Annotated in this window: 17 protein-coding genes and 1 pseudogene; 9 read left to right on the top strand and 9 right to left on the bottom strand. The window is 69.6% G+C overall.

Annotated features, from left to right (window positions below):
- Window positions 1–11 precede the first annotated feature (11 nt).
- Together ACYCO6_RS31960 and ACYCO6_RS31955 are read left to right on the top strand one after the other, a co-directional pair.
- Complete coding sequence (locus tag ACYCO6_RS31960; protein ID WP_459766924.1) at window positions 12–611, top strand: nitroreductase family protein; 600 nt, start codon at window positions 12–14, stop codon at window positions 609–611.
- Window positions 612–767: 156 nt separating this feature from the next.
- A complete protein-coding gene (locus tag ACYCO6_RS31955; RefSeq protein WP_459766922.1) occupies window positions 768–1529 on the top strand; it encodes an SHOCT domain-containing protein in 762 nt (253 codons plus the stop codon).
- A 109-nt stretch (window positions 1530–1638) separates the two neighbouring features.
- On the opposite strand, the gene ACYCO6_RS31950 is transcribed toward ACYCO6_RS31955, so the two are convergent.
- Window positions 1639–2664 (bottom strand): KpsF/GutQ family sugar-phosphate isomerase, encoded by a 1026-nt coding sequence (locus ACYCO6_RS31950; protein WP_459766920.1) that lies wholly within the window; start codon window positions 2662–2664, stop codon window positions 1639–1641.
- 207 nt (window positions 2665–2871) lie between these two features.
- Here ACYCO6_RS31950 and ACYCO6_RS31945 point away from each other — a divergent pair, with 207 nt between their 5' ends.
- Window positions 2872–4305: an FAD-linked oxidase C-terminal domain-containing protein gene (locus tag ACYCO6_RS31945; protein WP_459766918.1), complete on the top strand. Its 1434-nt coding sequence runs from the start codon at window positions 2872–2874 to the stop codon at window positions 4303–4305.
- Between the two features lie 69 nt (window positions 4306–4374).
- Here ACYCO6_RS31945 and ACYCO6_RS31940 read toward each other — a convergent pair whose 3' ends face one another.
- From ACYCO6_RS31940 to ACYCO6_RS31925, 4 genes are all read right to left on the bottom strand, one after another.
- Window positions 4375–4914 carry a Ros/MucR family transcriptional regulator gene (locus tag ACYCO6_RS31940; protein WP_459766916.1) on the bottom strand — a complete coding sequence of 180 codons (540 nt, stop codon included), beginning with the start codon at window positions 4912–4914 and terminating at the stop codon, window positions 4375–4377.
- Window positions 4915–5320: 406 nt separating this feature from the next.
- On the bottom strand, window positions 5321–6532 hold the full coding sequence (locus ACYCO6_RS31935; protein ID WP_459766914.1) for an ABC transporter permease: 1212 nt from the start codon (window positions 6530–6532) through the stop codon (window positions 5321–5323).
- A 181-nt stretch (window positions 6533–6713) separates the two neighbouring features.
- Entirely contained in the window at window positions 6714–7190 is a 477-nt protein-coding gene (locus ACYCO6_RS31930) for a DUF4112 domain-containing protein (protein ID WP_459766912.1), read from the bottom strand.
- A 75-nt stretch (window positions 7191–7265) separates the two neighbouring features.
- A complete protein-coding gene (locus tag ACYCO6_RS31925; protein ID WP_459766910.1) occupies window positions 7266–8420 on the bottom strand; it encodes an aminotransferase in 1155 nt (384 codons plus the stop codon).
- Between the two features lie 332 nt (window positions 8421–8752).
- Here ACYCO6_RS31925 and ACYCO6_RS31920 point away from each other — a divergent pair, with 332 nt between their 5' ends.
- From ACYCO6_RS31920 to zwf, 6 genes and pseudogenes are all read left to right on the top strand, one after another.
- Window positions 8753–8911, top strand: a complete 159-nt coding sequence (locus ACYCO6_RS31920) for a hypothetical protein (RefSeq protein ID WP_459766908.1) — start codon at window positions 8753–8755, stop codon at window positions 8909–8911.
- Window positions 8912–9159: 248 nt separating this feature from the next.
- Window positions 9160–10557 carry an MdtA/MuxA family multidrug efflux RND transporter periplasmic adaptor subunit gene (locus ACYCO6_RS31915; RefSeq protein ID WP_459766906.1) on the top strand — a complete coding sequence of 466 codons (1398 nt, stop codon included), beginning with the start codon at window positions 9160–9162 and terminating at the stop codon, window positions 10555–10557.
- Window positions 10558–10831: 274 nt separating this feature from the next.
- Window positions 10832–13954, top strand: a complete 3123-nt coding sequence (locus tag ACYCO6_RS31910; RefSeq protein WP_459766903.1) for an MdtB/MuxB family multidrug efflux RND transporter permease subunit — start codon at window positions 10832–10834, stop codon at window positions 13952–13954.
- Entirely contained in the window at window positions 13951–17412 is a 3462-nt protein-coding gene (locus ACYCO6_RS31905) for an efflux RND transporter permease subunit (protein WP_459766901.1), read from the top strand. The genes ACYCO6_RS31910 and ACYCO6_RS31905 overlap by 4 nt, the downstream gene beginning before the upstream one ends.
- A 101-nt stretch (window positions 17413–17513) precedes the next feature.
- Window positions 17514–18998: pseudogene (locus ACYCO6_RS31900) on the top strand (efflux transporter outer membrane subunit); the annotation flags it as partial.
- A 239-nt stretch (window positions 18999–19237) separates the two neighbouring features.
- The gene (zwf, locus tag ACYCO6_RS31895; RefSeq protein ID WP_459766899.1) at window positions 19238–20764 is read left to right on the top strand and encodes a glucose-6-phosphate dehydrogenase; all 1527 of its coding nucleotides are present in this window, start codon (window positions 19238–19240) and stop codon (window positions 20762–20764) included.
- A gap of 53 nt (window positions 20765–20817) precedes the next feature.
- Here the strand turns inward: zwf and rnhA are convergent, their stop codons facing one another.
- The 4 genes from rnhA to ACYCO6_RS31875 all read right to left on the bottom strand — a co-directional run bounded on the left by rnhA (window position 20818) and on the right by ACYCO6_RS31875 (window position 24458).
- Window positions 20818–21303: a ribonuclease HI gene (gene rnhA / locus ACYCO6_RS31890; RefSeq protein WP_459766897.1), complete on the bottom strand. Its 486-nt coding sequence runs from the start codon at window positions 21301–21303 to the stop codon at window positions 20818–20820.
- A gap of 7 nt (window positions 21304–21310) precedes the next feature.
- Window positions 21311–22276: a homoserine kinase gene (locus ACYCO6_RS31885; protein WP_459766894.1), complete on the bottom strand. Its 966-nt coding sequence runs from the start codon at window positions 22274–22276 to the stop codon at window positions 21311–21313.
- A gap of 212 nt (window positions 22277–22488) precedes the next feature.
- Entirely contained in the window at window positions 22489–23490 is a 1002-nt protein-coding gene (gene ispH, locus ACYCO6_RS31880) for a 4-hydroxy-3-methylbut-2-enyl diphosphate reductase (protein WP_459766892.1), read from the bottom strand.
- Between the two features lie 122 nt (window positions 23491–23612).
- Window positions 23613–24458 carry a C40 family peptidase gene (locus tag ACYCO6_RS31875; RefSeq protein ID WP_459766890.1) on the bottom strand — a complete coding sequence of 282 codons (846 nt, stop codon included), beginning with the start codon at window positions 24456–24458 and terminating at the stop codon, window positions 23613–23615.
- Window positions 24459–24524 lie beyond the last annotated feature (66 nt).

Genomic DNA, 24524 nt, shown 5'->3' with positions numbered 1-24524 from the left:
AGACGAACCCCTTGAGCCTGCCTTCGCCCCGCCGCGCCGACCACGACATCGATCCGGTCTTCGTCAAGCGGCACTCGCCCCGCGTCTTCACCGGCGAGGCCGTGCCCGAATCCGAGCTGATGCGGATGATCGAGGCGGCGCGCTGGTCGCCCTCCGCCTACAACTCGCAGCCCTGGCGCTTCCTGTACGCGCTCAAGGGCGACGCCAATTGGGAGACCTTCCTCGGCCTGCTGGTGCCCGGCAATCAGAAATGGGTTTCCGGCACCGGGGCGATCCTGTTCCTCGTCTCGAACGGGCTCATGAAGGTCGGCGACGAGTTGAAGCCGTCCTACAGCCACTCCTTCGACGCGGGCACCGCCTCGCTGGCCTTCCAGCTCCAGGCGATCCACCAGGGCTGGCACGCCCACGGCATGGTCGGCTTCGACCATGTCCGCGCGCCCGAGGTGCTGCGCCTGCCCGAGAAGCACCGGATCGAGGCCGCATTCGCGGTGGGCCGCAAGACGCCCGAGGCCGAGCTCACCGAGGAGCAGCGGCCGCGCGAGACGCCGAACGGACGCCGGCCGATCACCGACTTCACCATCGCGGGCCCGTTCCCGCCAGCCGCCGGGTGAGGTGAACCGGAACCGGTGTCTGCGATCAGGGATTGTGTCCGCGTCGTAACGCCGTCGCGGGCCCGGCGCTCGCCGCCGGCCGGTCGGTCTTCGGGCCCGCGGATCGCCGGTCCCGCGCCGATCCTGTCCGTCCTGCGACGCATCGGGAGCTGGCTCATGAACCCGTCAGACGACGCCGCGCGGGCCGGTTTCCTCGACGACGGACGGCTCGACCACGGGTCGGTGCTGCAGAGCGTGGCCGAGCGCCACGGGGTCAGCCTCGATGCGGTGCGCCATCTCATGCGGGCCCTGGAGCGCGGCCACGGCACGATGGCGCAGTTCGACCATCCGGATCTCGGCGGGATGGGTCAGTGGTTCTCCGGCGGCATGGTGATGGTCGGTCGGATGTTCGACGACGGCCTGAAGGCGCGGGTCGGCGCACTCTGCACCGAGTTGGCCGGGGCGCTGCCGGCCGGCGGCTTCTCGGACGCGGCGCCCGCGGCGCGGCGCGGCGGCGGCGAATGGTGGCCGGCGGGTCTGGGGTCTCCGGCGAGCTCCGGCGCGCAGAACGGGCTGCGCTACGCCTATTTCCCGGAGAGCCGGCGCCTCGCCGTCGAGTCGGGCTCGGGCGTTTCCGTCTACGATACCGGGGAGCACGCCATCACCGGCGTGTCGCAGGCGAACGGCAGCCTCGGCTTCAGCGGCCCGACGGGTGCCGTCGACCTCGCCCGCCTCCGCCGGATCGAGGCGGAAGTGGCCGCCCCGCGGCAGGCCGACCCGGGGCAGAAGCGGGCCGCCGCGGAGGCGCCCGCGTCGGCGCGTCCCTCTTCGGACGACGTGCTGGCGACCGTCGAGCGGCTGGCGGAGCTGCACGCGCGGGGCGTGCTCACCGACCAGGAATTTTCGGACAAGAAGGCGGAGCTGCTGGCGCGACTGTAGCGCCTCTGCCAGTCCAGAGGTGGGCTCTTCCCATCCCCGCCCTCATCCTGAGGTGCCGGGGCGCAGCACCTCAGGATGAGGGCGCGGGCTGGAACAGTCCTTATCGGCGTCAGGCGATGCCGGCGCGCAGCAGGTCGTGGACGTGGACGATGCCGACCGGCCGGCCGTCCGTGACGGCGAAGACCGCGGTGATCAGCCGGCGGTTCATCAATTCCAGCGCGGCCTGGGCGAGCTTGTGCGGCTCGACGGTGATCGGGTCGCGGGTCATGACCGCCGAGACCGGCGTGTCGAGGATCGCCGGGCCCATATGGCGGCGCAGGTCGCCGTCCGTGACGATGCCGACAAGGCGCCCGGCCGCGTCGGTGACGCCCACGCAGCCGTAGCGGCGCGCCGCGATCTCGATCAGCACCTCCGACATGAGGGCGCCCTCGTGGACCAGCGGCATATCCTGGGGCCCATGCATCACCTGCTGCACGGTCTTGAGGCGGGCCGCCAGCGTGCCGCCGGGATGGAGGGTGTGAAACCGCGCCGAGGTGAAGCCGCGCCGCTCCAGCAGCGCCACAGCCAGCGCATCGCCGAGCGCCAGCTGGATCAGGCTGGAGGAGGTCGGCGCGAGGTCGTGCGGGCAGGCCTCTCGCACCCGCGGCAGCTCCAGGAGCACGTCGGCGGCCTTGCCCAGCGTGCTCTCGCCGTTGCGGGTGATGGCAACCAGCGGGATCGAGAAGCGGCGGCTGAAGCCTACCAAGTCGGACAGCTCCGCGGTCTCTCCGGACCACGACAGGGCGATGATCACGTCGTCGCGGGCGATCATCCCGAGATCGCCGTGGCTCGCCTCGGTGGGATGCACGAAGAACGCGTGGGTGCCGGTGGAGGCCAGCGTCGCGGCGATCTTGCGGCCGATATGCCCGCTCTTTCCGATGCCGCTGACGATGACCCGGCCCTTGCTCTGCAGGATGGTCTGCACCGCCTCCTCGAAGGCCGCGCCGAGCCGCCCCTGGAACGCCGCGCTGGTTTCCTGCAGGGCCGCAATCCCCATCTGCAGGCTGCGCATCCCGAGGTCGCGGGTGGTGGCGAGGTGCGCGGACGGCGCGTCGTAGAGGGTGTCGCGCAGGGCGCTGGAGGCGGGAGCGTTCATCGTGTCCGTTCTCGGCCCGTCCGGCCGGGTCCGCGGGCCGGGGCGGCCGGCGATGCGAAGCGTGTGCGGCGACGCTAGGCAGCCGTCGTGGTTGAAATGTGACGCGGGGACGACGGAGCGCCGCAGCCTGGTTGAAGCCATGCCCCGGCGGGTCCATGCTGCCGCGACGCCATCCCGCCACGCGGGCCGAAGGAGGGCACAAGCCCCATGACCATCCGCTTCCCCGAACCCGACCCGAGCATCCTGGCGCGCCGCGAGGCGATCCTGGCGGGCCTCGCGCCCCTGGTGGCGCCGGAGGCCCTGGTGGTGAGCGAGGACGAGCGCCGGGCCTTCGAGACGGATGGGCTCACCGCCTACCGTCAGATGCCGCTCGCCGTGGTCCTGCCTTCGACCACCGAGGAGGTCGCGGCCGTGATGGCTTACTGCCACCGCAACAATGTGCGGGTGGTGCCCCGCGGGGCCGGCACCTCGCTGGCGGGCGGGGCCATCGCGCAGGCCGACGCGATCATCCTGGGCGTCGGCAAGATGACCAAGGTCCTCGATATCGACTTCGCCAACCGCACCGCCCGGGTGCAGAGCGGCATCACCAATCTCGCGATCTCGGGGGCGGTCAGCCACGAGGGCTTCTTCTACGCCCCCGATCCGTCGAGTCAGCTCGCCTGCACGATCGCGGGCAATATCGCGATGAATTCCGGCGGCGCGCACTGCCTCAAATACGGCGTGACCACCAACAACCTGCTGGGCGTCACCCTCGTGCTCAACGACGGCACCGTGGTGGAGATCGGCGGGGAGCATCTCGACAGTCCCGGCTACGATCTCCTGGGCCTCGTCTGCGGCTCGGAAGGCCAGCTCGGCGTCGTCACCGAAGCGACGGTGCGCATCCTGCGCGCCGCGGAAGGCGCGCGGCCGGTTCTGGTCGGGTTTTCGAAGGTCGAGGATGCGGGCGACTGCGTCGCCGCGATCATCGCGGCCGGCATCATCCCGGTGGCGATCGAGTACATGGACCGGGAGGCGATCCTCATCACCGAGGACTTCGCCCAGGCCGGCTATCCCCGCGACGCCGAGGCCATGCTGATCATCGAGGTCGAGGGCTCGGACACCGAGTGCGATGCCATGCTGGCGCGGATCGAGCGGATCGCTCAGGATTTCCGGCCGACGAGCGTCCGGGTCTCCCGCTCGGAGGCGGAATCCGCCGCGATCTGGAAGGGCCGCAAGTCGGCGTTCGGGGCGACGGGCCGGATCTCCGATTACATCTGCATGGACGGTACCATCCCCACCGGCCGGCTCGGGCCGGTGCTGGAGCGGATCGGCGCGATCTGCGCCGAGAAGGGCCTGCGGGTCGCCAACGTGTTCCACGCGGGCGACGGCAACCTGCACCCGCTGATCCTGTTCGACATCAACAAACCGGGCGAGCTGCAGAAGGCCGAGGCCGCCGGCGACGAGATCCTGAAGCTCTGCGTCGAGGTCGGCGGCTGTCTGACCGGCGAGCACGGCGTCGGCATCGAGAAGCGCGAGCTGATGCGCTTCCAGTACGATCAGGTGGATCTGGAGCAGCAGATGCGGGTCAAAGCGGTGTTCGATCCCGACTGGATGCTGAACCCCGCCAAGGTGTTCCCGCTGGAGGGACGACTCGCGGCCTGATCCGGGCCACAAGGTGGAGGCTCTCGACCGTCCCCGATCGAGAGCCCGCCTCCGATCCGTCCCGGTGTGTCAGGCGGCCTCGACCTTGCGGCTGGCGCGACCCTTGGCCGGGGTGGCCGCGGCCTTGCGGCGGCCCTGCGCCGGGGCGGGCGCGGCCTCTTCCGCCGGCGCGGATTCCTTGTCGGCCTGCTGGGCGCGGCCGGGCTGGCCGAGGCCGAGGCTCTTGGCCAGCGCCGAGCGCTGCGCCGAATAATTCGCCGACGTGGTCGGGTAATCGGCCGGCAGGCCGAAGCGCTCACGATAGCTCTGCGGATCCAGACCGTGCTTGGTCAGGTGGCGCTTCAGGGTCTTGTACGACTTGCCGTCGATGAAGCTGATCAGACCATCGGGTCGGATCGACTTGCGGATCTGGGCGGGTGTCGGCCGCTCGACAGACTCGGCCGCGGGTGCGGACGGGCCGGAAGCGATCGTGTTCAGGGCCTCGTGGATGCTCGCGATCAACGCCGGCAATTCGGCCGACGGCAGCGAGTTGTTGGAAACGTAGGCCGCGACGACGTCTACGGTCCGTTCGATGTGATCCAATTGCGATGTCGGCGCAGCTTCTGACATTCTCTCTTTCCTTGGCTAGAAAGCCTGATGTGGTCCCCTCTGTCCGCGAGTTAAGACAGCGCCTGAAAAAAGCAAGGTGATTCATACAATTCCCTGTGATCGGCTAAAAGTCTAAGTCTGCATCACCCGATCAGGCTTACAGGGTAAGGTTGCAATGACGGCGCTGTATGCACACTTATGAGGCGCTTTATCCCGACCGGATTTGCGAATGCTGCGCGGATCCGGCAGGCGGGTTTTCGTTGGTGGCAGAGACCGTTACACCCCGGTTGAGGGGGTGCTCTAGACGGTGTTGCGCCGACGCTCATCGGTTCTGCCGAAGGCAGCACCGAGACAATGCACAGTGTTCGTGTCGGACTGCGTATCCGGCAGAGGCGCCTGCGGCATTTGCGCTTGGCCGCTTCCCCCGTCAGGCGAAGGTTTTGCGCGGGTCGAAAGCGTCGCGCACTGCCTCGCCGGCGAAGACGAGCAGGCTCAGCATCACGGCGATGACCAGGAACCCGGTCAGCCCGAGCCACGGCGCGGTCAAGTTGTCCTTGCCCTGGGCGAGCAGCTCACCGAGCGACGGCGAGCCCGGCGGCAGGCCGAAGCCGAGGAAGTCGAGGGACGTCAGGGTGGTGATCGAGCCGTTGAGGATGAACGGCAGGAAGGTCAACGTCGCCACCATGGCGTTCGGCAGCAGGTGGACGGTCATGATGCGGATATTCGACAGACCCAGCGCCCGCGCGGCCCGGACGTATTCGAAGTTCCGGGCGCGCAGGAACTCGGCGCGCACGACGCTCACCAGCGAGACCCAGGAGAAGAGCAGCATGATCCCGAGCAGCACGAAGAAGCCCGGGGCGATGAAGGCCGAAATGATGATGATCAGGTAGAGGGTCGGGATGCCGCCCCAGACCTCGATGAAGCGCTGGAAGGCGAGATCGACCCAGCCGCCGAAATAGCCCTGCACGGCCCCGGCCACCACGCCGATCGCCGAGGAGATCGCCGCCAGGATCAGGCCGAACAGCACCGAGATGCGGAACCCGTAGATCACCCGCGCCAGCACGTCCCGCGTGGTGTTGTCGGTGCCGAGCCAGTGCCAGGGGATGTCTGCGCAGGTCGTGCCGCCGAGTTTTTCCGCCACGGGCCGGCACTGCGCGTCCGAGAGCATCCAGGTCGGCGGCGAGGGCGAGGGGGTCGGCAGGTCCTCGTTGATCGTGTCGTAGGAGAACGGGATCGGCGGCCAGAGCGCCCAGCCGTTCTCGGCGATCTCCTTGCGGATCTCGGGGGAGCGGTAATCGGTCACGGCGAGGAAGCCGCCGAACTTCTCCTCGGGGTAGTCGACCAGTACCGGAACCAGCCACTCGCCCTTGTAGGACAGGAGGATCGGCCGGTCGTTGGCGATGAACTCGGCGAAGAGGCTGAGGACGAACAGCCCGGCGAAGATCAGGAACGACCCATAGCCGAGGCGGTTGCGGCGGAAATTGTCGAGCCGGCGCCGGTTGAGCGGCGACAAGCCGCGGCTTCTCGTCGGAGCGGGCGGCGGGGGCGCCCCTTCATCGGGACGCAGGACGATGGGCTGGGCGCCGGGCATCGGAGCCGGCACGACCTCGCTGTCGCCGGGACGGGCGAACTCGTTCATGGGCGTCGCTCCGCGTTTCGGGCGTGCGCCCGCTTTCGTGACGGATATCGCACGCGGCGATCCCCTCTCCAGACGGGAGAGGGGACACGTCGCGCTTGGCCGCAGCGGCAGCGCCGTCCCGCCAAGCGAGACCCGGGCCGGCATGCGCAACGCCGGGCCCCATCGATCCGTCCGGAGACGCTCAGCCGTCGAGACGGGTCGCGGTACCCTCGATCTCGGTGGGGCGCAGGCCGCCGCTGCGCTCCATCCAGCGGCGCAGCAGGCGGACATTGCGGCGGTTGGCCTTGAAGGCGGCGTCGAACAGGTCGCCCGCCAGCGGCACCGCGCCGATCAGCCCATCGAAGGCGACGTTCAGCCCCATCCGGGCCAGCAGCCAGCGCGGCGCCCCGAGGCGCTTGGCCTCGTAAACGATGAAGGACGAGATCACCATGCCGGCCACGTCGCCGATCACCGGCACGAGGCCGATCAGCGCGTCGAATCCGACCCGCCGGTTGATTCCCGGGATGATGAAGGCCGTGTCCATCAGGTGGGCCAGCGTCTCCAGCCGGGCGAGGCTCGCCTCGCGGCCGAGATCCGCCGACAGGAACGGCGGCCGGCCGCCGGGAAACGTCTCGGCGCGGGCGAAGCGCCCGGCCGGGGAAGCCTGGGTGAAATCCATGATCGGGGTCCGTCGGGAAGCCATTCTCCCCAACGATGTGGCCCCCCGGCCGGATCCCCGCAAGGAAGGGGGCCGTCACACCCCACCCCCGGTAAGCCCGCGCATCCGGTCGAGGGCGGCGTCCAGGGTCGCGTCGCCCTTGGCGAAGCACAGGCGGACGAGGCTGCGCACCGACGCGTCCGGGTAGAAAGCACTCACCGGGATCGCCGCGACGCCGTGGCGGGTGACGAGTGCCTCGCAGAACGCCACGTCGTCCGCGTGGCCGAGGCCCGTGATGTCGATGTTGAGGAACCACGTGGCTTGGGCGGGCAGTACCCGGAAACCGAGATCCCGCAGCCCTGTCGCCAACCGGTCGCGGGAACCGGCATAGCCCGCCCGCATGGCTTCGAACCACGGAACCGGCTTTCCGAGCCCGTAGGCCACCGCCTCCTGAAGGTTCGGCGGAGTGGTGAAGGTGAGGAACTGGTGCGCCTTGGCGAGCCCGCGCATCAGCCGGGCATCGGCCATCACGAAGCCGACCTTCCAGCCGGTGAGCGAGAAAATCTTGCCCGCTGAGCCGATCTTGACCGTCCGCTCACGCATCCCGGGCAGCGCCATGAGCGGAATGTGGCGTGCGCCGTCGAAGACCATGTGTTCCCAGACCTCGTCGCAGAGCGCGGTCACGTCGAAGCGCCGGCAGTAGCGCGCGAGCAGGTCGAGATCCTCGTGGCCGAACAGCGTCGCGCTCGGATTGAGCGGATTGTTCAGCACCACGACCCGGGTGCGGTTTCCGAAGGCCTCGTCGAGGGCCGCCTCGTCGAGGCGGAAGGCCGGCGGCTGCAGGGCGACGATCCGCGGCACGCCGCCGGCCCGCCGGACCAGCGGCAGGTAGGCGTCGTACATGGGCGCGAACAGCACGACCTCGTCGCCGGGCTCGATCAGCGCCAGGAGCGCACCGGCGAGGGCTTCGGTGGCCCCGGAGGTCACCATCACCTCGGTCTCGGGATCGAGGACGAGGCCTTGATGCTGCGCGTAATGTGTTGCCACCGCCTCGCGCAGAACCGGGAGGCCCATCATCGGCGGATACTGGTTCCAGCCGTCCAGCAGAGCCCGGGCGCCGCGCTCCCGGACGTCCGCAGGGCCGGGCTCGTCGGGGAAGCCCTGGCCGAGATTGATCGCCCCGTGGACGCGCGCCAGCCGCGACATGGTCTCGAACACCGTCGTCGGCAGGGCGGCGAAGACCGGATTCATGCGGAACAAGTCGCCGCTTCAGGCGCAACGGGCAATCGGAGCATCGCCGGCCTGTAGCACGAGGCCGGCCGCGTGCGGAATGTGCGCGGCCGCACAGACCTGCGCGGGCGCGCAGATCGGGTGGGTGACGAATGTTGACTTTCATCACTCGTATCGTAGGTTGGAATCACGGCTGGAGTGGCGCTCTCGTCGGCGGGGCTTCGCCCCCTCGCCCCGCTGTCGGGGTGCCGCTCCGGTCCTCTCGAAGGGCCATCGATCTCCGGATCGGTGGTCCTTTCGGCATGTCCGGAGCCTGCCGTGGCGACGGCGTCCCCGACTCCAGGGTGCGGACGATGACGCGCTGCCTTCTCTTGGCCCTGCTGATCGCCGGTCTCGGATTCGGCCTGCGACAGGCCATCCCGGTCACGCCCGTGGACGCGGCGTTCCAGTCAGTGCTGCACGCCTACGCGACACCGGGGACCAGCCCGGGGAACGACCAGCAACACGACTGAAACTTCGCCGCCCTAGTGACGGCGCATTGGCCGGGCACCGGTGGACGGCGCCTGCGGGGTGAACATGGCGCCGCGGTAAGGAGCCGTTCGGGGTCCAGACAACTTTATGGGCTTACGCTCTCGCGTGAGAGACGGGATCCGCCGGAGCACGCGACGATGGCGCCGCGGGGGACCGGAATGGGGGCTTGGACAGCGAGGGATAGGGCATCACCGGTCGCAGCGGCGGCCGGCCTGTGCTCTAGTCAGGTATGAACGAGAGTTCACCGATCCGGACCGACACGGCCCGCGCCTACCAGCCCGGTGAGGCGCCCACGCGCGATGTCCGGACGCGACGCCGGTTCCGGCCGATCCGCTGGCTCGTCATCCTCGTGCTGCTCGCCGGCGCCGGGGCGATCGGCCATCGCTGGTACGAGGCCCGGACCGACAAGGGTGCCGAGCCCGCCACGGCGCATCGGACCGGCGGCCGCGGCGGCCGGCACGGCGGCGCCGACATGCCGCAGGCCGTCGGCATCGCCACCGTGACCACCGGCGACATGCCGGTGGTCCTGCAGGGCCTCGGCACCGTGACGCCGCTCGCCACCGTGACGGTGAAGTCGCAGATCAGCGGCTACCTGACCCAGGTGAAGTTCCGCGAAGGCCAGATGGTGAAGGCGGGCGACGAACTCGCCCAGATCGACTCCCGCCCCTACGAGGCGCTGCTCGCCCAGTATCAGGGCCAGCTCGCCCGGGATCAGGCGCTCCTGCAGAACTCGAAGCTCGACCTGCAGCGCTACCAGACGCTGAACCGGCAGGACTCGATCTCGAAGCAGAACGTCGACACGCAGGCCGCGCTCGTGAAGCAGAACGAGGGCACGGTCGCGGCCGACCAGGCGCTCGTCGACCAGCAGAAGCTCAACATCACCTACACGCACATCGTCTCGCCGGTGGACGGCCGGGTCGGCCTGCGCCAAGTCGACCAGGGCAACTACATCTCGGCCGCCTCGACGGCGATCGTGGTGGTGACCCAGCTGCACCCGATCTCGGTGGTCTTCACCCTGCCGGAGGACGACGTGGCGCGGGTGATGCGGCAGGTGCGCGCCGGCGCCAAGCTCACCGTGCGGGCCTACGACCGCGGCGACGCCCACGAGATCGCCACCGGCCGCCTCGACACGGTCGACAACCAGATCGACACGACCACCGGCACGGTGAAGCTGCGCGCGCTGTTCGACAATTCCGACGAGGAGCTGTTCCCGAACCAGTTCGTCAACGCCAAGCTGACCGTCGACACGGTGCGGGGCGCGACGCTGGTGCCGAATTCCAGCCTGCTCCAGGGCACGCCCGGCACCTACGTCTACCTGATGGATGGGGACAGCAAGGTCACGGTCCGGCCGATCAAGACCGGCGAGACCGACGGGACCCACACCGTGGTGGCCTCGGGCCTGAACCCGGGCGACCGGGTCGTCACCGACGGCACCGACCGGCTGAAGGACGGCGCGCCGGTGCGGATCACCGAGGGCGCGCGGGCGGCCGCGGGCGACGGCAAGGCCGCGGAGGCGAAGCCCGACGGCAAGGGTGAGGTGAAGCCGGGTGCACCGGCCGAGACCGCGGCTGATACGCAGGGTGCAGCGGAGGGCGGTCGTCGGCACCGGCGCCGTCAGGCGCAGTGAGGACGGGTCTGGCACGCGAGACCCGCGGCCTTCCCTCCCCCCTCCGCGGACCCGGGAAGATTCCGGAAGGTCAGTCCCAATCTCCTCCTCATCCTGAGGTGCGGCGCAGCCGCCTCGAAGGAGGGCTCCAAGGATCGCGCGGCCGGCTGGAGGACTCCTTCGCGGCCTCCGCTGCGCTCCGGCACCTCAGGATGAGGGCGCGGATGGGACGTCCGTTCCTCTCAATCCAAGCCTCCACGCAGCACGTGCTCACCGGCGCGGACGGGTCGCGCTCATGAACCCGTCCCGCCTCTTCATCCTGCGGCCGGTGGCCACGACGCTGCTGATGCTGGCGATCCTGATCGTCGGCGGCGTGTCGTACCTGAACCTGCCGGTCTCGGCGCTGCCGGCGGTCGATTACCCGACCATCCAGGTCCAGACCTTCTATCCGGGCGCCAGCCCGGAGGTGATGACCTCCTCGGTGACGGCGCCGCTGGAGCGGCAGTTCGGCCAGCTCGCCAACCTCAACCAGATGACCTCGCAATCCTCCGCGGGCGCCTCGGTCATCACCCTGCAGTTCAGCCTGGACCTGCCCCTGGACATCGCCGAGCAGCAGGTTCAGGCGGCGATCAACGCCGCCGGCAACCTCCTGCCCTCCGACCTGCCGGCGCCGCCGATCTACGCCAAGGTCAACCCGGCCGACGCGCCGGTCCTGACGCTGGCGCTCACCTCGAAGACCCTACCGCTCACCCAGGTGCGCGACCTCGCCGAGTCGCGCCTGGCGCAAAAAATCAGTCAGGTGGCGGGCGTCGGCCTCGTGAGCATCTCGGGCGGGCAGCGCCCGGCCGTGCGGGTGCGGTTCAACGCGCGGGCGCTCGCCGCCTACGGGCTCAACATCGACGACCTGCGCACGACGATCACCAACCTCAACGTCAACACGCCCAAGGGCACGATCGACGGGCCGACGCAGTCCTACGCGATCAACGCCAACGACCAGATCCGCGACCCGAAGGCCTACGATTCGGCGATTATCGCCTACCGCAACGGCGCCCCGGTGATGCTGTCGGAGGTGGCCGACGTGGTCGAGGGGCCGGAGAACACCAAGCTCGGCGCCTGGGCCGACGCGACGCCGGCGGTGATCCTCAACATCCAGCGCCAGCCCGGTGCCAACGTCATCGCGACCGTCGACAAGATCAAGGCGCTGCTGCCGCAGCTCCAGGCGAGCCTCCCGGCCGCCGTGGCGGTGGCGCCGCTCACCGACCGGACCACCACGATCCGCGCCTCCGTGGAGGACGTGCAGTTCGAGCTCGGCCTCGCCATCGCGCTGGTCGTGCTGGTGATCTTCCTGTTCCTGCGCAGCCTGTCGGCGACCCTGATCCCGAGCCTGTCGGTGCCCCTGTCGCTGGTCGGCGCCCTCTCGGTCATGGACCTCTACGGCTTCTCCCTCGACAACCTGTCGCTGATGGCGCTGACCATCGCCACCGGCTTCGTGGTCGACGACGCCATCGTGGTGATCGAGAACATCGCCCGCCACGTGGAGGCCGGCGACTCGCCCCTGGAGGCGGCGCTCAAGGGCTCCCGCGAGATCGGCTTCACCATCATCTCGCTCACCGTCTCGCTGATCGCCGTGCTGATCCCGCTCCTGTTCATGGGCGACGTGGTCGGGCGGCTGTTCCACGAATTCGCCATCACGCTGGCGGCCACGATCGTGATCTCGGCGGTGGTGTCGCTGACGCTGGTGCCGATGCTGTGCGCCCGGCTCCTGAAGCACGTGCCCGAGGCGGCGCACCGCCGGGAGGGTGCGATCGCCCGCCTCGGCCGGCGCGCCATCGACGGCACGATCGAGTCCTACGGCCGCTCCCTGCGGGTCGTCCTGAACCACCAGGGCCTGACGCTGCTGGTGGCGCTCGGCACGCTCGGGCTCACGATCTACCTGTTCGCGGTGATCCCGAAGGGCTTCTTCCCCGTGCAGGACACGGGCGTGATCCAGGGCATCACCCAGGCCGACCAGTCGGTCTCCTACGCTGCCATGGCCGAGCGCCAGCAGCGGATGGCCGAGATCGTCCTCAAGGACCCGGACGTGGCGAGCCTGTCGTCGTTCATCGGGGTCGACGGCCAGAACGTCACGCTCAATTCCGGCCGGATGCTGATCAACCTGAAGCCCCGAGAGGAGCGCACGGCCTCGGCCAGCGCGATCATCCGGCGGATCTCGGCGGCCACCGCGAACCAGCCCGGCATGCGGCTCTACATGCAGCCGGTCCAAGACCTGACCATCGACACCGCGGTCTCGGCGACCCAGTACCAGGTGATCCTGGAGAGCCCGAACATCGACGATTTCGAGACCTGGGTGCCGCGCTTCACCGAGGCGCTGGCGAAGTCGCCCGTGGTCACCGACGTGGCGAGCGACCACCAGGGCCAGGGGCTCGCCGCCTACGTGACCATCGACCGGCCCACCGCCGGCCGCTACGGCATCACCCCGGCCACCATCGACAACGCCCTCTACGACGCCTTCGGCCAGCGGATCATCTCGACGATCTTCACCCAGTCCAATCAGTACCGGGTGATCCTGGAGGCCGACCCGAAGCTGCACACGACCCTGCGCAGCCTCGACGCGATCTACCTGCCCTCGTCCACGGCGACCAACGGGCAGGTGCCGCTCTCGGCCGTGGCGCGGATCAGCGAGCGGCGGGCGCCGCTGCTGATCTCGCATCTCGGCCAGTTCCCCGCCACCACCGTGTCGTTCAACCTCGCGCCCGGCGCGGCGCTCGGGCAGGCGGTCGAGGCGATCGACAAGGTCAAGGCCGAGATCGGCCTGCCGCCCTCGTTCCGGGTGGTGCCGCAGGGCTCGGTCTTCGCCTTCCAGTCGGCGCTCGGCAACGAGCTGTTCCTGGTCCTGGCGGCGATCGTCACGGTCTACATCGTGCTGGGCGTGCTCTACGAGAGCTTCATCCACCCGATCACGATCCTCTCTACCCTGCCGTCGGCGGGCATCGGGGCGCTGCTCGGCCTGATGCTATTCGGCCTGTCCCTCGACATCATCGCGGTGATCGGCATCGTGCTGCTGATCGGCATCGTGAAGAAGAACGCCATCATGATGATCGACTTCGCGCTCCAGGCGGAGCGCGAGGACGGGCTGGAGCCCCGGGAGGCGATCTTCCAGGCCTGTCTGCTGCGCTTTCGGCCGATCCTGATGACGACGCTCGCGGCGCTCTTCGCCGCGGTGCCGCTGATCCTCGGCACCGGCGTGGGCTCGGAGCTGCGCCAGCCGCTCGGCATCTGCATCGCGGGCGGCCTGATCGTCAGCCAGGTGCTGACGCTGTTCACGACGCCGGTGATCTACCTGGCCTTCGACCGGCTGGAGCGGCGGATCGCGGGGCGGCGGGATCCTGATCTCGCGGGCGGCGAGGCGCTGCCGTGAACATCTCCGAGCCGTTCATCCGGCGGCCGGTCGCGACCACGCTGCTCACGATCGGCGTGCTGCTCGCCGGGCTGTTCGCCTTCCTGAAGCTGCCGGTGGCGCCGCTGCCGCAGATCGACTTCCCCGTCATCCTCGTCCAGGCGCAGATGGCCGGCGCCTCGCCCGACACCATGGCCACCACCGTGGCGGCGCCCCTGGAGCGGCGGCTCGGCGCCATCGCGGACGTTAACGAGATGACGTCCACGAACTCCCTCGGGTCGACCCGGATCGTGCTGCTGTTCGGCCTGAACCGCGACATCGACGGAGCGGCGCGCGACGTGCAGGCTGCCATCAACGCCGCCCGGGCCGACCTGCCGACCTCGCTCCGTCAGAACCCCACCTACCGGAAGTTCAACCCCGCCGACACGCCGATCATCATCCTCGGCATGACCTCGGAGACGCTGACCCGCGGCCAGGTCTACGATTCCGCCGCCACCGTGGTGCAGCAGAAGCTGTCGCAGCTGCCGGGCGTCGGCAACGTCGATATCGGCGGCTCGTCCCTGCCGGCGGTGCGGGTCGAGCTCGATCCCACGGCCCTGTTCAACTACGGCATCGGCCTGGAGGGCATCCGCGCCGCGCTCGCCTCCGCCAACGCCAATTCGCCCAAGGGCGAGATCGACGCGGGCGACCGGCGCTACCAGCTCTACGCCAACGACCAGGGCCGCAAGGCCGCCGATTACCGCGACATCATCGTGGCCTACCGCAACGGCGCCGCGGTGAAGCTCACCGATGTCGGCCAGGTGCTCGACGGGGTCGAGGACAAGCGCAACCTCGGCATCGTCAACGGCAAGCCCGGCGTGCTGCTGTTCGTCTACAAGCAGCCCGGCGCCAACGTGGTCGAGACCATCAAGGCCGTGAAGGAGGCCCTGCCGCAGATCACCGCGGCGCTGCCCGGCGGCATCGACATCAAGCTCACCGGCGACCGCAGCGCCACGATCCGCGCCTCGCTCTCGGCCACCGAGGAGACCCTGCTGGTGGCGGTCGGCCTCGTGATCCTGGTGGTCTTCGCCTTCCTGCGCTCCTGGCGGGCCACCCTGGTCCCGGCGGTCGCCGTGCCGATCTCGATCATCGGCACCTTCTCGGCGATGTACCTGCTCGGCTACTCGCTCAACATCCTGTCGCTGACCGCGCTGATCATCGGCACCGGCTTCGTGGTCGACGACGCCATCGTGGTGCTGGAGAACGTTCAGCGGCACATCGAGGAGGGCAAGCCCCGGCTCCAGGCGGCGCTGATCGGCGCCCGGGAGGTCGGCTTCACGGTGATCTCGATGAGCCTGTCGCTCATCGCGGTGTTCCTGCCGATCCTGCTGATGGGCGGCCTCGTCGGCCGTATCTTCCAGGAATTCTCCGTCACCCTGTCCCTGTCGATCCTGATCTCCCTGGTCCTGTCGCTCACCACGACGCCGATGATGTGCGCCCGGCTGCTGCGCGCCGAGGGACAAGGGCTCGCGCCGGGGCGCCGCTCGAACCTGCTGATCCGGATCCTGGAAGGCGGCTTCGCCCGGCTGCTCGGCGCCTACGAACGGACGCTCGCGGTGGCGCTGGCCCATCCGCGCCTCGTCCTGCTGAGCCTGCTCGCCACGGTGGGCCTCAACGTCTACCTCTACATCATCGTGCCGAAGGGCTTCTTCCCCGATCAGGATACCGGCCAGATGATGGGCGGCATCCAGGCCGACCAGCGCATCTCGTTCCAGTCGATGGAGAAGAAGCTCAAGCAGGCGACCGCGATCGTCGGGGCGGATCCGGCCGTCGAGAGCGTCGTCGGCTTCACGGGAGGGCGCGGCACCAACTCGGCCAACGTGTTCGTCGGCCTGAAGCCGCTGAACGAGCGGGCGCCGATCTCCGCCGTGATGGCGCGGCTGCGGCCGAAACTCGCGCAGGTCGCGGGCGCGCGCCTCTACGTCTTCCCCCGCCAGGACCTGCAGATGGGCGGGCGCCAGAGCTTCGCCCAGTACCAGTACACCCTCCAGGGGGACACCGCCGAGGAGCTGTTCGCCGCCGCCCCGAAGCTGGTGGCGGCCCTGCAGAAGGACTCGACCTTCGCGGATGTGACCTCGGACCAGCAGGAGGGCGGGCTCGAGAGCCGGGTCGTGATCGACCGGGCGACCGCGTTCCGCTACGGCATCACGCCGAACAAGATCGACAACACCCTCTACGACGCCTTCGGCCAGCGTCAGGTCTCGACGATCTACAACCCGCTGAACCAGTACCACGTCGTGATGGAGATCGCGCCGCGCTACCTGGAGACGCCGGAGACGCTCAAGCAGATCTACGTCTCGACCTCGGGCGGCAACGCGCCGGGCTCGGCCACCACCAACGCGGTCGCCGGCACGGTGGCGGCGGGCGGGACGGTCAACACCAACGCGGCGACCGGCACCAGCAGCCCGGGCAGCGGGGCGTCGGCGGCCTTGAGCACCGCGGGTGCCGCCACAGGTACCGGCGCGGTCGGCAGCGCGTCGGGGAGCACGGGCGCCGTCGCGGCGGCTGCAGCCGCCGCCTCCGCCAGCACGGCCGACACGGCGTCGAACGCCGCCGCCATCGCGTCCGATTCGGCCCGCAACGCCTCCGCCAACGCCATCGCGGCGAGCAAGGGCGGCGCCTCGTCGAGCGCGCCGGTCTCGGCCGCCAAGGAGACGATGGTGCCGCTCTCGGCCTTCGCGCGGATCGAGCCCGGCAGCGCCCCCGTGCAGGTGAGCCACCAGGGCCTGTTCGTGGCGACCACGATCTCGTTCAACCTCGCGCCGGGCAAGAGCCTGTCGGACGCCACCGACGCCATCGACCGGGCGATGGCGTCCCTGCAGCTGCCCGCCACGATCCACGGCGAGTATGCCGGGGCGGCCAAGAACTACGTCGCCTCCGCGTCGCGCCAGCCCCTGCTGATCCTGGCGGCGATCCTGGCGGTCTACGCGGTGCTGGGGATCCTCTACGAGAGCTTCGTGCACCCGCTCACGATCCTCTCCACCTTGCCCTCGGCCGGCGTCGGCGCGGTGCTGGCCCTGCTGGTGACCGGCACCGACTTCACCATCATCGCGCTGATCGCCGTGTTCCTGCTCATCGGCATCGTGAAGAAGAACGCGATCATGATGATCGACGTGGCGATCGATGCCGAGCGGACCCGGGCCGCGAATCCGGTGGACGCGATCCGCGAGGCCTGTCTCCTGCGCTTCCGGCCGATCATGATGACGACGCTCGCGGCCATGCTCGGGGCCGTGCCGCTGATCCTGGCCAACGGCGAGGGCGCCGAGCTGCGCCAGCCGCTGGGCATCGCCATCGTCGGCGGGTTGATTGTGAGCCAGATCCTGACCCTCTACACCACCCCCGTCGTCTACCTCACCCTCGATCGCCTCCGGCACAGGGTGCTCAACCGACGCAGGCGCGCCGGACGAGGCGGAGAAGCGGCACTGCCAGCCGGAGAGTGATGGTTAAGGTTTCACGTGAAACAGCCGCGGCTGCGTTCAGTCGCGCGCCTACCCCTACCTCCGCCCAGAGCTACGGGACGGCGACGGGCAGCCTTCGCGGCCTCGGCTCCCTCCTCCTCGCCGCGCCTTTCCTCGCGGGCTGCGTGGTCGGACCCGACTATGCCCGGCCCTCCGTGGAGACGCCGCTGGCCTACAAGCAGGGCGGCGTCCGGGAGGACAGCCCGGCCTATGTCGCGGCCCGCAAGAAGGGCTGGCGGGAGGCCCAGCCCAACGACGCCGTCGAGCGCGGGGATTGGTGGCGGGTGTTCAGGGACCCGACCCTCGACCGGCTGATCCGGCTGGTCGACGTCGACAACCAATCCCTTCGGCAGGCGGTGGCGAATTACCGGCAGGCCCGGGCGCTCGTCGCCTCGGCCCAGGCCGCCCTGTACCCGACGGTGATCGGCGCACCGAGCATCACCCGGACCGGCAGCGGCAGCATCACGCGCACCAACGTGTCGCTGCTCGGTCAGGCGAGCTGGGAACTCGACCTGTTCGGCGGCACCCGCCGCAACATCGAGAGCGAGGCGGCGCTGGCGCAATCCGACGCCGCCACGATCGCGCTGACCCGCCTCACCATCCAGGCGGAGGTCGCCGCCGACTATCTGACGGTGCGCTACGCCGATGCCCTCCAGAAGGTGCTCGACGAGAATGTCGAGAACTTCAGGAAGACGGTGGCGATCACCGAGAACCAGTACGCGGCCGGCATTGCGGCCCGCTCCGACGTGATCACCGCGCAGACCCAGGTCCAGACCATCGAGGCCCAGGCCATCGCGGTGCGCCTGACCCGCGTGCAGTACGTGAACGCCATCGCCACGCTGATCGGGCGTCCGCCCTCGGAGGTCTCGATCCCGGTGGCCGGCATCGGCCGGAACCCACCCGGGGTGCCCGTGGGGATCCCCAGCGATCTGCTCGAGCGCCGGCCGGATGTTGCTCAGGCGGAGCGCCTCGTCCAGGCGCAGAGCGAGCGCATCGGCGTGGCGGTTGCGGCCTTCTTCCCTAGCGTGACGATCTCGGCGCAGGGCGGCATCTCCGGGGCGACCCGCAATGGCCTGCTGTCGGCGGCCAACCAGGTCTGGTCGGTAGCGGCGTCCGGCAGCGAGGTCCTGTTCGACGGCGGGGCCCGCACCGCGGCCCTGCGTGCGGCGGAAGCCGGCTACGACGCCGCCGTGGCCAATTACCGGCAGGTGGTGCTCGCCGCGTTCGCGGAGGTGGAGAATCAGATGGCAGCCCTGCGCATCCTCGGCCAGCAGCAGAAGGCCCAGGACATCGCAGTCGACCTGTCACGCAAGGCCGTGGAGATTACCCTCAACGAGTACCGGGCCGGCACGCAGAACTTCACCACCGTGGTGACCGCGCAAGGAACGCTGGTCACCAACGAGGTCAACGCGCTCCAGGTGCGGCTCAGCCGCTTCACGGCGGCCGTCACGCTGATTCGGGCGCTCGGCGGCGGCTGGGATGTGCGCTCCCTGCCGAGCGATTCCGAGCTGAAGGGTCCGAGTCTGCCGATCGATCGGGGCGGCCAGGCGGTCCGTCCCGACGAGTAGGTCCCGGCCGGGCGCATCACCGGCACGGTGAGCGGGCCCGCCAGCCGTCTCCAGCGCTTGACTGTCGCGAGAGGCCACGGGCGACGCGCGGGTCGGCGAGGCTCCGGGCGCACGGGCGTGCATACGGTTCCCCTCGGTCATAAGATCGGCCCGGCAGAGCCCCATGGGCACCGGAACGGGCCCCGCCGCGGCGGGTTGTCAGGCCGGCTTGCTGCAGCGCAGCCAGACGGGAGTCAGGGATGGCCGAGCGGACGACAGCCCTCAAGGACAAGGCATCCTGCGGCACGAAACCGGCACCGCCCTGCACGCTGGTAATCTTCGGCGCGGGCGGCGACCTGACCAAGCGCCTGCTGATGCCCTCGCTCTACAACCTCGTCGGCGCCGGTCTCCTGCCCGAAGGTTTCTCGATCCTGGGTGTCGACCACGGCGAGGGCACCGACGAATCCCTGCGCGACAATCTCACCCGGAGTCTGGAGGCGTTCAGCAAGGATCCGACCTCGGAGTTCCACGCCGACCATATCGACCAGACAAGCTGGAGCTTCATCCGCGAGCGGCTGCACTACCTCAAGGGCGACTTCGAGAATCCCGAGACCTTCGCGGCGGTGGCGCAGCGCGTCACCGGCAACGCCGTGTTCTACTGCGCGGTGGCGGCGCGCTTCTTCGGGACGATCGTGGACGGGCTCGGGCAGGCCGGCCTGCTCAGGCAGGCGGACGGGCATTTCCGCCGTGTCGTCATCGAGAAACCGTTCGGCTCCGACCTCGTCTCGGCCCGGGAGCTCAACGCCCGTATCCTCAAACAAGGCGACGAGAGCCAATTCTACCGGATCGACCATTTCCTGGGTAAGGAGACGGTGCAGTCGATCATGGCGTTCCGCTTCGCCAACGGGTTGCTGGAGCCCGTCTGGCGGCGGGAATACATCGACAGTATCCAGATCACCGCCGCCGAGACGGTGGGTGTCGAGGAGCGTGGTGGGTTCTACGAGCCGACCGGGGCGCTGCGCGACATGGTGCCGAACCACATGTTCCAGCTCCTCTGCATGGTCGCCATGGAGCCGCCGAACTCCTTCGACGCCGAGGCGGTGCGCACCGAGAAGGCCAAGCTCGCCGAGGCCGTGCGGCCGATCCCACCGGAGGACGCGGTGCGCGGCCAGTACACCGCCGGCACCTCGGAGGGGCGCGACGTGCCGGCCTACCGCGACGAACCACATGTGGCCCGGGACTCGGTCACCGAGACCTACATCGCCCTCAAGCTCACCATCGAGAACTGGCGCTGGGCGGGGGTGCCCTTCTACATCCGCACCGGCAAGCGCATGACCGGGCGGCGCACCGAGATCGCGGTGCTGTTCAAGCCGGCCCCGTTCAAGATGTTCGAGGCCACGCCCAACGCCGATCTCGGCCCGACCGTGATGCGGATCCTGATCGACCCGGAGCACGGGGTCAGCACTGAGTTCAACGTGAAGGTCCCGGGGCCGCAGATGAAGATCGGCCGCGTGCGGTCCGGCTTCCGCTACAAGGACTTCTTCGCGGACACGCCGAATGTCGGTTACGAGACGCTGCTCTACGATTGCATGATCGGCGACGCGACCCTGTTCCAGCGGGCCGACAACATCGAGGCCGGCTGGGCAGCGGTGGACCCGCTGCTCAGGGTCTGGCCGCAGGCAGACGTGAAATTTTACCCGGCGGGCAGCACCGGCCCGAAGGAGGCCGACGACCTCCTGGCGCGCGACAGCCGCCACTGGCTGGGACTCGACGGCCAGACCGATTGAGACCGGCTGAACGACCCGCTTCCCTCATCGCCTCGCCAGAGGGCGCGTCCCGTTCAGCGCCGCTTGAACGGCAGCATCGCCGCCACGGCCAGCGCGTCGACCCGGTTGTTGAGCGGGTCACTGGCGTGGCCCTTCACCCAGTGCCACGCGACGTCGTGGCGCTCGCGGGCGACGTCGATGCGGCGCCAGAGATCCTCGTTCTTCACAGGCTTCTTGTCGGCGGTCCGCCAGCCCCGCGCCTTCCAGTTATGGATCCAGCCGGTGATGCCCTGGCGCAGGTACTGCGAGTCGGTGAACAGATCGACGCGGCAGGGGCGCTTCAGGGCCTCCAGCGCCTCGATCGCCGCCAGGATCTCCATGCGGTTGTTGGTGGTGTGCGCCTCGCCCCCCGAAAGCTCCTTCTGGGTATCGCCGAAGATCAGGATCGCGCCCCAGCCGCCCGGGCCGGGATTCCCCGAACAGGCACCGTCCGTGTAGATCGTCACGCGCTTCGGCTCGGCCGCGGCCTCACCGCCGGCCGCGGTCACATCGGTGCTCATCCCGCTCTCAGCCCTGCCGCCCGTAATCCCGCGCGTCCCGCGCCTGCCGGTGGAAGGTCAGCCGGCGGTCGAATTCCCGCGGATCCTTCGGCTTCACCAGGGCGCCCGGCGGCACGTTCAGCCAGTCCACCAGCCGGGTGAGCATGAAGCGGAGCGCCGCACCCCGGCACAGTATCGGCAGGGCCGCGACTTCCGCGGACTCCAGGGGGCGCACGGCCTCGTAGCCGGCGATCAGCGCGGCCGCCCTGTCCCGGTGGAAGGTGCCGTCAGCCTCGAAGCACCACGCGTTGAGGCAAACCGCGAGATCGTACGCGAAGGCATCCGTGCAGGCGAAGTAGAAGTCGATCAGGCCCGACAGCGCGTCGCCGATGAAGAACACGTTGTCGGTGAAAAGGTCCGCGTGGATCACCCCGCCCGGCAGGTTCCGGGGCCAGTGCGCCTCGAGGAGGGCGAGGTCGGCGCGGGTGCGCTCCGCCAATCCCGGCGCGACCGAATCGGCCTGCGCCTCGGCTTGGGCGAAGAGCGGGCGCCAGGAGGAGACCGAGAGGCTGTTCTCCCGCACCATCGCGAAATCCTGGCCGGCGGCGTGGAGTTCGGCCAGCGCGCGGCCGAGTTCCCGGCAATGCTCGACACCCGGCGTCTTGACCGAGACGCCCTCCAGGAAGCTCACGATCGCGGCGGGCCGTCCGCACAGGCGCCCGAGCGCCGTGCCGGCCCGGTCCCGCACCGGCTGCGGGCAGGCGAGACCGCGGGCCGAGAGATGCTCCATCAGCCCGATGAAGAACGGCAGATCGTCCTCCCTCACCCGCTTCTCGTAGAGGGTCAGGATGTAGGAGCCCTCGGTCGTGTGCAGGAAGAAGTTCGAGTTCTCGACGCCTTCGGCGATGCCCTTGTAGGAGAGCAGGGTGCCGATCGCGTAAGCGGACAGGAAGTCAGCGAGCGCCGCGTCGGAAACCTCGGTATAGACGGCCACGTGTTCGCGCTCTGGTTGGGAAGTTTCAGCGGCGCGGATCGTCCAACCCGCGCCCTCATCCTGAGGTGCCGGAGCGCAGCGGAGGCCTCGAAGGAGCCCTCCAGATGGCCCTGCGATCCCTGGAGCCCTCCTTCGGGGCTCGTGCTCCGCACGAGCACCTCAGGATGAGGGCATGGGTGGGATAAACCCTTGAGACGTGGTCCTGGGACCGCCTACTCGGCGGCCTCGCTGCGCAGCTCGCGCGGGAGCGGGAAGACCATGTCCTCGATCACCGTCGAGACCGTGTCGACCATGACGTCGTAGCGGGCCGCGAAGGCGTCGATGATCTCCTCGACCAGAACCTCCGGGGCCGAGGCGCCGGCCGTGAGGCCGAGCTTCCGCACGCCCTCGAAGGCCGGCCAGTCGATCTCCTCCGCGCGCAGGACGAGGCGGGTGATCGGGCAGCCAACCCGCTCGGCGACCTCCCGCAGGCGCTGCGAGTTCGAGGAGTTGGAAGACCCAACGACGATCAGGGCGTCCACGAGCGGGGCCACCTGCTTCACCGCCTCCTGGCGGTTCGTGGTGGCGTAGCAGATATCGTCCTTGTGCGGCCCGGTGATGTTCGGGAACTTCTTCTTGAGCGCGTCGACGATGTGCCGCGTGTCGTCTACCGACAGGGTCGTCTGGGTCACCCAGGCGAGGTTGTCGGGATTCTCGGGCGTCAGCGCCTCGATCTGGTCGAGGTCCTCCACCAAGGTAATCGAGCCCTTGGGCAGCTGGCCCATCGTGCCCACCACCTCGGGATGACCGGAATGGCCGACCAGCAGCACGTGGCGGCCGCGCTTGTGATGGATCTCGGCCTCGCGATGGACCTTGGTCACCAGCGGGCAGGTGGCGTCAATGGTGGTGAGGCCGCGCGAATCGGCATTCGCCGGCACGGTCTTGGCCACCCCGTGGGCGGAGAAGATCACCGGAGCGTCGCCGTCCGGCACCTCGTCGAGTTCGCGCACGAACACGGCGCCCTTCCGCTTGAGGCTCTCGACCACGTATTTGTTGTGCACGATCTCGTGACGGACGTAGACGGGCGGCCCGTAGATGGCGAGAGCCCGTTCCACCACGTCGATGGCCCGCACCACGCCGGCGCAGAAGCCGCGGGGGGCGCAGAGCAGGATCTCCAGCGGCGGCTTGCCGGCGGTGCCCGGGACGGGCTCGAAGGGCGCAGTTTCGGCGGTCATGCGGGCGATGTGGCGAGGGCGGGGCTGTCCTGTCAACAGCACTGGCCCACGAACCGGGCAGGAAGACGGCCGCGCGGCGCCTCTGTAGCACGATTGCCGCGCGGTTTTGGCCCGTGCACGGCCTAGAGGCGCCGGAGGTCGGTCACCGCCCCGAAACTGTTCTCCTGGATCCGCGCGACGGCCTCGGCGAGGGGCTCGACCGCCACCGCCATGTGATGGCCGTTGGCGTGGATCAGCGTCTCGGGGTCGAGCATCAGGCCGACATGGCCGCGCCAGAATACGAAGTCCCCCCGGCGCAGGGCCACGAGGTCGAGCGGCAAAGCCCGCCCGAGATCCCGTTCCTGCATGTCGGCGTCGCGCGGGCAGGGCAGCCCCGCCGCATCGAGGCAGAGCTGCACGAGGCCGGAGCAGTCGAGCCCGAGACTGGTGCGGCCGCCCCACAGATACGGTGTCCCGACGAGCCGCGCCGCAGTGGCCGCGTAATCCGGCTCGCGCGTCCCGAGAGGCGCACAATGGCTGGCGAACACGTAGCCGGACGGCGTCTCCAGGTAGGATCCGGCCTCGCCGGTCACGACGAGGCGGGCACCGAGGCTCAGATGGCCGAGAACCGGCCGCTTCAGGTCCGGCTCGGGATACAGGAAGCTGCGCAGTGCCGTGATGCGGTGGGTCGGCTCCGGCTCCGCCGGGCCCAGGCAGGCCGCCGGCAGGTAGCCGACGTAACCGTCGCGGGCGAGCTGCACGAAGGCGAATCCGTCGGACTCGGCGTACAGGTCGACGGCATCGCCGAGCAGCGCTTCGGTATCGAGCCCGGCCTCCGGCGCGGGCGCTCGGCGCAGGGGGGCCGAGGGTGCCGTGACCCGGCGCGGCGTGCCGGCGACGTAGCGCTCGGCCGTGACCCGGCCGCGCAGGCGGACATCGGCGACCTCGGGACGGGCGGGGGTGAGCCGGGGATCGAGCGTCTCATTCATGCGGCGAGTCTAGCACGCGCGAGTTTGCATCTTCGTTCAAGCCCGACCCCGGTCCTGTGACCGCCA

It is taken from the genome of Methylobacterium sp. CM6257 (assembly GCF_054611515.1).
This window is presented reverse-complemented; position numbering and strand designations above follow the sequence as displayed.

Bases quoted from the DNA above. Each gene is read 5' to 3' on its own strand.
- ACYCO6_RS31955 (WP_459766922.1), top strand. From the start codon at position 768: ATGAACCCGTCAGACGACGCCGCGCGGGCCGGTTTCCTCGACGACGGA.
- ACYCO6_RS31950 (WP_459766920.1), bottom strand. From the start codon at position 2,664: ATGAACGCTCCCGCCTCCAGCGCCCTGCGCGACACCCTCTACGACGCG.
- ACYCO6_RS31945 (WP_459766918.1), top strand. From the start codon at position 2,872: ATGACCATCCGCTTCCCCGAACCCGACCCGAGCATCCTGGCGCGCCGC.
- ACYCO6_RS31940 (WP_459766916.1), bottom strand. From the start codon at position 4,914: ATGTCAGAAGCTGCGCCGACATCGCAATTGGATCACATCGAACGGACC.
- ACYCO6_RS31935 (WP_459766914.1), bottom strand. From the start codon at position 6,532: ATGAACGAGTTCGCCCGTCCCGGCGACAGCGAGGTCGTGCCGGCTCCG.
- ACYCO6_RS31930 (WP_459766912.1), bottom strand. From the start codon at position 7,190: ATGGATTTCACCCAGGCTTCCCCGGCCGGGCGCTTCGCCCGCGCCGAG.
- ACYCO6_RS31925 (WP_459766910.1), bottom strand. From the start codon at position 8,420: ATGAATCCGGTCTTCGCCGCCCTGCCGACGACGGTGTTCGAGACCATG.
- ACYCO6_RS31920 (WP_459766908.1), top strand. From the start codon at position 8,753: ATGACGCGCTGCCTTCTCTTGGCCCTGCTGATCGCCGGTCTCGGATTC.
- ACYCO6_RS31915 (WP_459766906.1), top strand. From the start codon at position 9,160: ATGAACGAGAGTTCACCGATCCGGACCGACACGGCCCGCGCCTACCAG.
- ACYCO6_RS31910 (WP_459766903.1), top strand. From the start codon at position 10,832: ATGAACCCGTCCCGCCTCTTCATCCTGCGGCCGGTGGCCACGACGCTG.
- zwf (WP_459766899.1), top strand. From the start codon at position 19,238: ATGGCCGAGCGGACGACAGCCCTCAAGGACAAGGCATCCTGCGGCACG.
- rnhA (WP_459766897.1), bottom strand. From the start codon at position 21,303: ATGAGCACCGATGTGACCGCGGCCGGCGGTGAGGCCGCGGCCGAGCCG.
- ispH (WP_459766892.1), bottom strand. From the start codon at position 23,490: ATGACCGCCGAAACTGCGCCCTTCGAGCCCGTCCCGGGCACCGCCGGC.
- ACYCO6_RS31875 (WP_459766890.1), bottom strand. From the start codon at position 24,458: ATGAATGAGACGCTCGATCCCCGGCTCACCCCCGCCCGTCCCGAGGTC.